At 59.2% G+C, this 10,993-nt stretch carries 7 protein-coding genes; 1 reads left to right on the plus strand and 6 read right to left on the minus strand.

What is annotated here, in order from left to right:
* Positions 1–13: 13 nt before the first annotated feature.
* From BLV27_RS17775 to gabT, 6 genes are all read right to left on the minus strand, one after another.
* The gene (locus BLV27_RS17775; RefSeq protein ID WP_092647841.1) at positions 14–2,755 is read right to left on the minus strand and encodes an aminotransferase class I/II-fold pyridoxal phosphate-dependent enzyme; all 2,742 of its coding nucleotides are present in this window, start codon (positions 2,753–2,755) and stop codon (positions 14–16) included.
* Positions 2,756–2,802: 47 nt separating this feature from the next.
* A complete protein-coding gene (locus tag BLV27_RS17780; protein ID WP_092647842.1) occupies positions 2,803–3,777 on the minus strand; it encodes a carbon-nitrogen hydrolase family protein in 975 nt (324 codons plus the stop codon).
* A gap of 67 nt (positions 3,778–3,844) precedes the next feature.
* The gene (locus BLV27_RS17785) at positions 3,845–4,276 is read right to left on the minus strand and encodes a universal stress protein (protein ID WP_092647843.1); all 432 of its coding nucleotides are present in this window, start codon (positions 4,274–4,276) and stop codon (positions 3,845–3,847) included.
* 11 nt (positions 4,277–4,287) lie between these two features.
* Positions 4,288–7,056, minus strand: coding sequence for a TRAP transporter permease (locus BLV27_RS17790; RefSeq protein WP_092647844.1), 2,769 nt, complete (start codon positions 7,054–7,056; stop codon positions 4,288–4,290).
* Between the two features lie 95 nt (positions 7,057–7,151).
* Positions 7,152–8,108, minus strand: coding sequence for a TAXI family TRAP transporter solute-binding subunit (locus BLV27_RS17795; RefSeq protein ID WP_092647845.1), 957 nt, complete (start codon positions 8,106–8,108; stop codon positions 7,152–7,154).
* A 521-nt stretch (positions 8,109–8,629) separates the two neighbouring features.
* A complete protein-coding gene (gene gabT, locus BLV27_RS17800; RefSeq protein WP_092647846.1) occupies positions 8,630–10,006 on the minus strand; it encodes a 4-aminobutyrate--2-oxoglutarate transaminase in 1,377 nt (458 codons plus the stop codon).
* Between the two features lie 203 nt (positions 10,007–10,209).
* On the opposite strand from gabT, the gene BLV27_RS17805 reads away from it, so the two are divergent.
* Complete coding sequence (locus tag BLV27_RS17805) at positions 10,210–10,764, plus strand: cupin domain-containing protein (RefSeq protein ID WP_092647847.1); 555 nt, start codon at positions 10,210–10,212, stop codon at positions 10,762–10,764.
* The last annotated feature ends 229 nt before the right edge of the window (positions 10,765–10,993 follow it).

The following is a 10,993-nucleotide window of genomic DNA, read 5'->3' on the forward strand; positions in this document are numbered from 1 at the left end:
GCGGTGCCCTTTCCTATTCGGCTGCTGTCTTGATTTTTTTGGCTTTGGGCAACTCTGCCAAGGCCTCCGGCGTGAAAACCCGCAGGCCAAGGTCGGCGCGGTATCCGTGGATTTCGTTCACATCCAAGGCCAGCATGAAGGCCAGGATTTCCTTGCTGATGACCTGTCCGGGCACAAGGATCGGAAAGCCCGGCGGGTATGGAATGATAAAGCTGGCTGAGACAACCTCCTTCCCAGCATCCAATGCTTCCTTAAGCGTTCCCTCAAGCTCCAGATAATCGCAGTTTCTCTCATCGTAGCTGAGGTAATACGCGGTGCGGATATCGCCTTCCGGTGTGACGTTGTCGGGCCGGAAGGCATCATGGAAGCGGCTGAAGTCAGGCAGTGGCGGATAGTTTTCCGTCAGGTTCTTGACCCTGCGGTCAAACGACAGCCGCTCCATCTTGGAAGCATCGTCGAGCAGGTCGTCCAGTTCCTTGGCAATCTCGACCAAAACCTCGATCAGATAGGCAACGGACGAGCGCGTGGTCCCGATGTTGGTCATGAAGAGGACTGTGTTGCGCGACGTCTTGTTGATCTGGATACCGTACTTGTCCATCAGGATATCGGTTTTGAACGTATCCCCGTCCCATCCGGTGCCCCCCACGGCCAGCGTGACCCGCGTGGCGTCGAGAACGAAGTCATCCTGCTCCCAACAGTCCCACATGTCCGTCCAGCCTTGTTCATTATCGAAATAGCTGGTGACGCCACTTTGCCTGTGGTGTTCGGGGATCATGTCGCCCGCGGTCAGAACCTTGAAGTATTTCTGCAGGATCGGATGCGTGCTGATCGCGCGCCGCATCGACATCGCGGCTTCGATCTGGCGCTGCACGAATTCAAAACCTTCCAACTCGACCTGTCGGCGCCCCACATCGAGCGAGGCGATGATCTGATAGTTGGGTGATGTGGAAGTGTGCGTCATGTAGGCTTCATGGAAGCTCTGCTCCACTTCACCTTTGAAATCCTGATCGTTGACGTGGATCATCGATCCCTGCCGCAGCGACGTCAGTGTCTTGTGCGTCGATTGCGTCGCATAGACACGCACCCGCGCCGTCGGCGAAGCGATCAGGCGAGTATCGAGCAGTTCCTCGTCAGAGGCATCTGCCAGCGCCTTTTGCTGCGCCTCGTAAGCCTCCTTGTGTGCGTCGGTCTTGAACCGCTTCCGCAAATTGTTGGCCGTACGCATCCCCGTCCGCTGCCGGTAGGTGGGACTGAAGCGGGCGAAGGCGAACCACGCCTCGTCCCACAGGAATACGAGATCCGGCTTGATCGCCAGACACTCCTCCATCACCCGCTCGACGTTGTAGACGAGGCCGTCAAACGTGCAGTTTGTCAGCAGCAACATACGGACACGGTCCAGTTTCCCCGCCGCTTTCAACGCAAGAAGTTGGTGCTTGATTTCCCGGAGGGGGACTGCTCCATACATTGAGTATTCATTGAGAGGATAGCTATCCAGATAGACCACTTCTGCCCCGGCCAGCACCATACCGTAGTGGTGCGACTTGTGGCAGTCGCGGTCGACCAGGACGATATCGCCCGGCCGCACCAACGCCTGCACCACGATCTTGTTGCAAGTCGACGTGCCGTTGGTGGCAAAGAACGTCTGTTTGGAGCCGAAAGCGCGGGACGCAAGCTCCTGCGCCTCTTTGATGGGACCGTGCGGTTCCAGCAGGCTGTCCAATCCGCCTGACGTGGCAGAAGTCTCGGCCAGAAAGATGTTGGGGCCATAAAATGCCCCCATGTCCTGAATCCAGTGCGACCGGGTGATCGACTTGCCACGGCTGATAGGCATGGCGTGAAACACGCCCGTAGGCTGTTTGGAATACTCCACGAGCGCCGTGAAAAACGGAGTCTTGTTGCGCGCTGCCACACCCCTCAGGATGTTCAGGTGCAGTTCCATAAAGTCTTCCTGATTGTAGAAGACCCTCCTGCATATCCCTAGATCCAGACCCGCGATATCCTCTACAGATCGCTCGGTCACAAGGTAGGCATCAAGTTCCGGCCGAACGCGCTGAATCAGGCGGCAAAGTTCGGGGCCATAGTCCTCCGGCCTCATATTCTCGATATCTGCGTGGTCGCTCGCGTTGTTGAGGTATTTGGCAAGGATTTCGTTGTCGTTCGCTGATTTCAGCACCAATCCGGGCCGCACCACGATCGCCTGGATATTATGATTGAAGAGCACTGCAATCAGCGCGTCCTCAAGGCTCGGAACGACAACTGCCTCATAGTGAAACGGGTCTTCGTGGCGGCGCATCTTCGTTACGTTGCTCTTGAGCCAGCGCTCCTGATGGTCGCTGACGTTGTCGACGATCAGCACCTCGAAATAGGGCCGCGTCATGGCCCGCGCCTCGGGCGAAAGCATTGCCTCGTCGTTCTGCTCGTCATCGTCGGCCATATCCCGATCCAGTGGGATACTGCGACGGCGGTACGCCCCGGTGGTCAGGGCGCGGGTGACGCGGTGGACGGTGAACGAAAGGTCGTCATAATTGCCATGCTCGAACTGGCGCCGCATGTGATCGAAGGCCGCCATACCGGGAAACGCCCAGTACGGCTCGATCAAGGCCAGCGACCGGAACAGCTCCTCCGTCAGCGCACGGTCCTTGGCGGCTGGCTTGCCATTGGCCGCGCGGGCCAATGACCCCACCACCTCCCGCAGTGCACTCCACCTGTCGGTGCGCAATTGCGTCGCAGAATAGTAGTCGCTGACGGAATCCATCGCTCGTTCTCCCTTTGGTGAGGTCCGGACGCGCTTGTCCCCGCGTCTCAGCCCCCGATCGTCTTGCCCAGATGGGGCGAAAGGCCGAGGCCTAGTTTCGGCCCCCGGTCCAACTGTTCGGCTTCTAGATTGGCCGGCACGTCCGCATGCAGACCGGCCCGCGATCCTTGATGCGGGGTTTCCAGCGGTCCCAGCGTATTGAGGAAGTCGTCGGTCCCACTGGTTCGGTCATAGACCGAGAAATCCACTGACCGATCCCGGAAACTCTTCAGGACCTGGCCCAGGCCCTTCATTCCGGTCTCCCTTTGACGGCGGACCATCGACAGATCGACCTCGATCGGGAACATATCCTCCTGCCCCGCTGACTGGTGCAGGACGAGCGATGTCGGGTCGACAATGCACGATCGGCCCACACCTCCCGCGCCCAAGCCATTGACGTCGATCACGTAGCACTGAAACTGCGCTGCCGTGGCCCGCGCAATAGCAAGTTCCGCGTCTCGGTCCGTGGTGCCGGTCAAGACGGGGTGCAGAAGGACCTCAACGCCTTGGCTGGTCAATTGGCGCGTGGTTTCCGGAAACCACATATCATAGCAGATCGATAGGCCGAAACGTCCCACTTCGGGAACATCGAACACGCAAAAATCAGTGCCCGGTGCGACGCCGACCTCGTAAGGCAGGAACGGGAACATCTTTGCATAGCGGCGGATGATGTTGCCGTCCGGGTCGATAACCAGCGAAGTGTTATAAACTTTGCCGTCTTCTGGATTGGTCAGGAACATCGATCCGGGTATAAGCCAGATCCGATGTCGCCGCGCGGCCTCGCAGAACTTGTCGATGATGTCGTTTTCGGGCGGCAGTTTAAATTTTTCCAGCGGCCCGAACGGTGCCAGTTCGCTGAACAGGACCATCTGAGTCCATGGAAAGCGCATCATGAGGATGTCGAGGCGGTGCATCATGCCGTCGACATTTGGTTGCAGTGCGTTGACGTACATTTGCACGCCGGCGATTGCGAAAGGGGTCATTTAGGTCGGTCTCCGTACCCGCAGAGAGGCCCGGTAAGGGCGACTATTTCCTCTGCGTTCGACACCCCTACGCCCGAACCACGAGGACGGAAACGGGCGATCGTCGCACGATGCGGTCTGCATTCGAGCCAATCAGAAAGTCGCGCAGCGGATCCGGTTGATGCGACGCGATAACGACCAAATCGCACTTCGTTTCATCGACCGCTTTCAGGACCTGATCGTGAATAGAGCCGAAGGCAAGGTGCTGCTTTACCGCAACGCCCGGCGGCACATTCGCGGCAACCAGATCATCGAGTGCTGCATTGGCTGCGGCCAGCGCTTTCTTTTCAAAGTCGCTGGGGAAAAAGCCCTCGACCAGCGGGGTTCCCAAATCCGGAACAACCGAAATGACGTGCAGCGTCCCGCCCGAGGCGCGTATCAACTCCACGGCCTGCGGCAATGCTTTCGTCCACGATGCCTCCGCATTCAGATCGATGGTCAACAAGACTGTATTGAACATGACGCCCCCCTCTACGCGCTTGCGGGTTTGGGCGCGCGGGCAGCGCGTCCACGTTGCAGGAACACGACCACCCCAAGCAGCAACAGCGCGGGAATGAACATCAGGTACTTGCTTGGCTGGTTGACGGGTTTGAGGACCCGCAGCACCTCTTGGTCCCAGTCAAGGCCAGCCGTTTCGCCCGCTGACCCGAAGGCCACGTCGTCAATAACCAGCGTCTCGCCCTCGTTGCGGAACATAAGACCCGCATCCTCAAGCCGGGCCTCACCCGTGTCGCCCGGACCTATCGTCAGGACGGCCACGAATTCGATCGGGTCTCCCAAGTCGTTAAGGCCCGCGACCCGCAAACGAAGATCCTCGCCCGGTGCCGTGGCCAATGCGGCCGCGGCGATCTCGGTCGGCTCGACCTCGGCATAGGGCGGTGCGACCATGTCCATCCAGAAGCCGGGTCTGAACAGGGTGAAGGCGATCAGCAGCAGCGCCACCGTCTCGTAAATACGGTTGCGCGCAATGAACCAGCCCTGCGTCGCGGCCGCGAACAGAAGCATCGCGACGGTTGCGACAATGAAGACGAAGATCCCCTGCACATAGGTAACGTCGATCAGCAGCAGTTCGGTGTTGAAGATAAACAGGAAGGGCAGCGCTGCGGTGCGCAAGCTATAGAAGAACGCGACAACACCCGTCTTGATCGGATCGCCCCCCGACACCGCAGCGGCGGCAAAACTGGCCAACCCCACGGGCGGCGTAACGTCTGCCATGATTCCAAAGTAGAACACGAAGAGATGCACCGCGATCAGCGGCACGATAAGACCGTTCTGCTGACCCAAAGTCACGATAACCGGAGCGAGCAGCGCCGAGACGACGATATAGTTCGCCGTCGTCGGCAGGCCCATTCCCAGGATCAGTGACAGAATGGCAGTCAGCAACAGGATGGCGAGAATATTGCCGCCCGACAGCACTTCGACCACGTCGGCAAGAGCCGATCCGACGCCTGTCTGGCTAACCGCGCCGACGATAATGCCGGCGGTCGCTGTAGCGATGCCAATACCGATCATATTGCGGGCACCGGTTTCCAGTCCGTCGATCAGATCAAGGCCGCCCTGCTTGATTGCCGCGGCAAGGCGCCCCTCGCCCCGCATGATTGCGGTCAAGGGCCGCTGGGTGACGAGAATGAACACCATATAGGCCGTCGCCCAAAAGGCCGACAGGCCAGGCGACAGACGGTCCACCATCAATGCCCAGACCAACACGACGACCGGCAGGATGAAGTGCAGACCTGATCGGATGGTCGGGCCCGGCAACGGCAAGGAGGTGACTGGCTCGTTTGGATCGTCGAGTTCCAGCGGCTCCTCCTTGGAGGCGATATAGAGAAGTCCAACATAAACGGCAGTCAGGAAGACGAAGATGATGTAGCCAGCCGTCTCTGGAAAGGCCGGCCGGATCCAGCCCATGCCGTAATAGACGGCAAACGAAATTGCGCAGATCGCCGCTATGGTGAAGGCGATGCCGATCAGTCGCTGCACGATGGGCTTGGGAGTGTAGGCACGCGGCAGACCCTCCATCCCGGCCTTCAATGCCTCAAGGTGCACGATATAGACCAGCGCGATGTAGCTGATGACGGCAGGCAGGAACGCGTGTTTGACCACATCGAAATAAGGGATGCCCACGTATTCGACCATGAGGAACGCTGCGGCCCCCATGACCGGCGGCATGATCTGCCCGTTGACCGAAGATGCCACTTCGACCGCGCCAGCCTTTTCAGAGCTGAACCCGACCTTTTTCATCAAGGGAATCGTGAAGGTGCCCGTGGTCACCACGTTCGCGATGGACGAGCCGGAGATCAGGCCCGTCATCGCCGATGACACCACGGCGGCCTTCGCTGGTCCGCCTTTCATGTGACCCATCAGGCTGAACGCGACTTGAATGAAGTAATTGCCAGCCCCGGCGCGATCCAGAAGCGACCCGAAAAGGACGAAAAGGAATACGAAGCCGGTGGAAACACCAAGCGCGATACCGAACACGCCCTCGGTCGTGATCCACTGATGGTTCACGATCTCGGACAGGCTGTTGCCTTTGTGGGCGATAATGCCGGGCATGTAAGGTCCAAGGACGGTGTACACGAGGAACACTGAGGCCACGATCATCAGTGCGGGGCCGAGCGCGCGGCGGGTTGCCTCAAGGAGCAACATGATACCAATCACGGCGACGACGAAATCCTGCGTAATCGGAGCGCCGACCCGGCCCGAGATGTCGCGATAGAAGACGAACAAGTAGAGTGCGGCCAGCGCACCAATGACGGCCAGCGCCCATTCCCAGAGCGGGACCTTGTCCTTGGGCGACCCGAGCACGATCGCACCGACAAGCAGTGCCGCGATGAGCGGAATCCACCAGATCGAGGTGTCGTCCTTGGCCCCTGTCATGAACAGAAAGGCGAGTACGACAGGCACAGCGATGCCCAAGGCGAGCTGAAACTTCGTACGCGCGGCAGGAAACGCTGCAAAGGCGAGGAATATGGCAAAAGCCAAGTGGATTGAGCGGGCCTCGGTGTCGTTGAAAACACCCCAACCGACAATAAACGGGATAGGCGACGCGATCCAAAGCTGGAACAGCGACCAGGCGAGCGCTATCCCAGTTATAAACAATCCGACTGGGCCCGTGGCACCGCGCCCGCCCGTGTCGGATGATGCGACCAGCGCGTCAAGCTCGGCTTGGCTAAGGCCGCCGCGACCGGCGGCTTCATTCTCCACCGCAGCGGCTTGCTGCTGGTTTGCATCATTGGTCATTTATCCCCCTGATGGCCCTTTGCCGGGCTCTGTCTGGTCGGTTCGGTGCGGCGGGATACCCCGCCGCACCTGATATCAGGCTTCTCGCGGATGGATTACATCCAACCACGCTCCTTGTAGTACCGCTCCGCACCGGGGTGCAGCGGGGCCGACAGGCCGTCCTTGATCATCTGTTCTTCCGTCAGATTCTCAAAGGCCGGATGCAGGCGCTTGAAACGGTCAAAGTTGTCGAATACCGCCTTGACGACCTGATAGACGACCTCGTCATCGACATCTGCCGACGTCACGAAGGTAGCCTTCACGCCAAAGGTATTTGTTTCATCAGCCGTCCCTTCGTACATGCCGCCAGGAATCGATGCTGCAGCGTAATAGGGATTTTCGGCGATCAGCGCGTCGATTTCCGGTCCGGTAACTGGGATCAGAACGGCCTCGACAGTCGAGACGGCCTCCTGGATCGAACCGTTCGGATGGCCGACGGTGTAGATGATCGCATCCACCTTGTTGTCGCCCAAGGCAGCGGCCTGTTCGGCGGGCTTGAGTTCGGACGCCAGCGCGAAGTCGTCCATCGTCCAACCCAAGGCGTCCATCACGACTTGCATCGTGGCATACTGGCCAGAACCGGGGTTGCCGATATTCACGCGCTTGCCCTTGAGGTCCGCAAAGGTCGCGATGCCCGCGTCGGCGCGTGCAATCACGGTGAAGGGCTCGCCGTGTACCGAGAATACGGCCCTTCCCCCGTCGAACTTGTTCCCCTCAAACTCCGAGGAGCCGTTGTAGGCGTGGTACTGCCAATCGGATTGGGCCACACCCATGTCCATGTCGCCCGCCATGATCGCATTGATGTTCGCGATGGAGCCGCCGGTGGAAGGCGCGGTACACTTGAGGTTGTGCTCGGCCGTCCCCCTGTTCACGAGGCGGCAGATCGACTGGCCAACGACGAAGTAAACGCCTGTCTGACCGCCGGTGCCGATCGTAATGAACTGCTCCTGCGCCGCGACAGCAGTTCCGGCCATCATGGCCCCAACGAACGCGAGGCTCTTAATAATCTTCATGTCTTACTCCCAATTGTAGTCGTCCCGCAGACGGTCCTCGCGGGCCATAGCAGTCTTGTTGTTTTCTGAAATGGTTCGTCCGATCTCTGGTTTGTGTAACACGCAATCCGGCTCCCCATTCGCTTCTGTCCGGTTCGGCCCATCCGGTCATTCATCACCAGATCCGCTGCCCGGATTCCCTTCACAACGCTAGGTGTGTTTATTATATTGATCAAGCGTCATGTGCCGGACGAACCGGCTGTCTCGGTGGGCCGACATTGCCACCCCCCCGAAATCACTCATGAAGACTGCGAAATTTATGAAGCCCTGACAAGTCCGTGTTGGGATCGCACTTCTAGGCTCAGGACAGTCGGCCATTCGGGTCAGTCAACGCTTGGGAATTTTTACGCTATTTGCGCAACCCGCGTCACGTCGGACACGACCGACAAGGACCCAGCCTTAAGCCCACCGATTTATAGCGCAAACCACTGGCCCAAGTCCGGCCGGAAGGGCAGCCGCCCCACCGGCCGGACGATCATAGGTCAGCTTTTCTCGTCGAGCAGCGCGTCCGCCAACGCCGCCTCGAAAATCGCGATCCCCTCGTCGATGATCGCGTCAGAGGCGGTCAGCGGCACCATGATCCGCAGTGCATTGCCATGCATTCCGCATGCCAAAAGGATCAATCCACGCCTTAGCGAATGCGCGATAACCGCTTTGGTAAGGGCAGCATCGGGTTTTGCCGTATCGAAGTCGGTTACAAACTCGACCGCCAGCATCGAGCCAAGCCCCCGGATATCCCACATGCGGAACGGTGCCACGCGCGCACCGATTTCGGCGAACCTTGCGCGGAACGTTTCGCCCAACGCCGTCGAGCGGGCGAGCAGCCCTTCGTCCTCAATCGCTTCAATCGCGGCCAGCGCAGCCGCGCAGGCCACCGGATTGCCGCCATAGGTGCCGCCCAGTCCACCGGGGATAACCGCATCCATGACATCCGCGCGGCCAATGACGCCCGCAATGGGATAGCCGCCCGCCATGGATTTTGCGACTGTGATCAGATCGGGAACAACGCCGGAATGCTCAATCGCGAACCAGGTGCCAGTGCGACCGAAGCCGGCCTGAATTTCGTCAGCTATAAGCAGGATGCCATGGGTGTCGCAAATCTCGCGAAGGGCCTGCATCATCTCGAAGGGGACCGGAGTGTAGCCGCCTTCACCGAGAACCGGCTCAATAATGATGGCCGCGATCCGCTCCGGCTGCGCATCGGTCAGGAACAAGTTCTGTAGTCCGGTCAGAGCATCCTGAACGGTTATTCCGTCGCGCAAGCTTGGAAAAGGAGCGCGGAAAATATCGCTCGGGAACGGACCAACGTCCTTCTTGTATGGGCTGATCTTGCCAGTCATGCCAAGCGTCAGCAGGGTGCGCCCGTGATAGCCGCCTGTAAAGGCGACTACGCCCGGCCGACCAGTTGCTGCGCGCGCGATCTTGACCGCGTTTTCAACGGCCTCAGCCCCCGTCGTTACCAGCAAGGACTTCTTCGGATGGTCCCCCGGCGCAAGTGCGTTCAGCTTCTCGGCCAGCGCAATATAGGGTTCATAGGGGACCACCTGAAAGCTGGTGTGGGTGTAACGGTCTTCCTGCGCCTTGGCGGCGGCGACTACGCCCGGATGACGATGCCCGGTATTCAGAACGGCGATGCCGCCGGCAAAGTCGATGTAGCGATTGCCTTCGACATCCCAGAGTTCGGCATTTTCTGCGCGGTCCGCGAAGATCGGAGCGGCCGAGGCCACCCCGCGCGCGACCGCAGCCTCACGGCGGGCGATCAGAGCAGCGTTGCTTTGCACCGGTTGAACGATGTCAGGAACGATCGCGATCGCTGGCTTCGATGCCGCCACCGTTTTGTGCTTTGCCTTGGTTGCCATCTTGAGGAGCTCCGCTTGGATATGGCCCGCACGGGCCGAACGTTTAAAATTTCCTGTATAACGTTTAAGATAACTGTCAAGATTAAAAGTGCCCCCTGCCCTTCGACCGGCAAGAGCGGAGGGGCGACCAGCCTTTTTCAGCCGATTAAGATGCGCTATCGGCCTAAGGGTCACGTCTTGTAATTTTTGCAAAGGGATACCGGGTGGAAATCGGAAACAGATTGCAGGAAGTCCGCAAGGCCAAGGGCCTGTCGCAACGCGAGCTTGCAACGCGTGCTGGCCTGACGAACGGGACAATCTCCCTGATCGAGCAGAACAAGACCAGTCCATCAGTCGCCTCGCTCAAAAGCCTCTTGGACGCGATCCCGATGAGCATTGCCGAGTTTTTTGCCACAATCGAGAAAAACGAAGAGCCGAAGATCTTTTACACCGCGGAGGAGTTCACCGAGGTGTCTCCGCAAGACGGCCCGTACGCCTTGTCGCTGCGACAGCTGGGCAACGCGAGCCAGCATTCGCTCCAACTCCTAGACGAGACCTACCCGCCCGGATCCGACACCGGGCCCGAATTGCTCAGCCACGATGGGGAAGAAGCGGGAATTGTTCTGTCCGGCCAAATCGAAATTACGGTCGGAACGCAAATCCACGTTTTGAATTCAGGTGACGGCTATCTGTTCGACAGCCGAACACCGCACCGGTTTAGAAACCTCGGCGCGGTTCCATGCCGGGTCATCAGCGCCTGCACGCCGCCGACATTCTAGAAAATCGATTGGTTCGCCTCTCGCCCTCGGTCCACAGGCCCCCTCAGTTGCAGTCAGCTGGGCAAAATTGACTCGACTGGCAAAATTGACTCGACTGAATGAGCTTTTGATCGCACCCGGCTTTGTTGCACAAGCCGCTTTTGGGTCGGACTTCCCCATCCCCCAGACGGATTTATCCTTCGGCTTCAGTGACAGGTATGCCAGGAGCGGTGTAACGGTTGAGGACTGC

Source organism: Jannaschia faecimaris, assembly GCF_900107415.1.
Classification (GTDB): Bacteria; Pseudomonadota; Alphaproteobacteria; order Rhodobacterales; family Rhodobacteraceae; genus Jannaschia; species Jannaschia faecimaris.

Coding starts and splice junctions, on each gene's coding strand:
- gabT (WP_092647846.1), bottom strand. CDS start 10,006: ATGGCAACCAAGGCAAAGCACAAAACGGTGGCGGCATCGAAGCCAGCG.
- BLV27_RS17795 (WP_092647845.1), bottom strand. CDS start 8,108: ATGAAGATTATTAAGAGCCTCGCGTTCGTTGGGGCCATGATGGCCGGA.
- BLV27_RS17775 (WP_092647841.1), bottom strand. CDS start 2,755: ATGGATTCCGTCAGCGACTACTATTCTGCGACGCAATTGCGCACCGAC.
- BLV27_RS17790 (WP_092647844.1), bottom strand. CDS start 7,056: ATGACCAATGATGCAAACCAGCAGCAAGCCGCTGCGGTGGAGAATGAA.
- BLV27_RS17780 (WP_092647842.1), bottom strand. CDS start 3,777: ATGACCCCTTTCGCAATCGCCGGCGTGCAAATGTACGTCAACGCACTG.
- BLV27_RS17785 (WP_092647843.1), bottom strand. CDS start 4,276: ATGTTCAATACAGTCTTGTTGACCATCGATCTGAATGCGGAGGCATCG.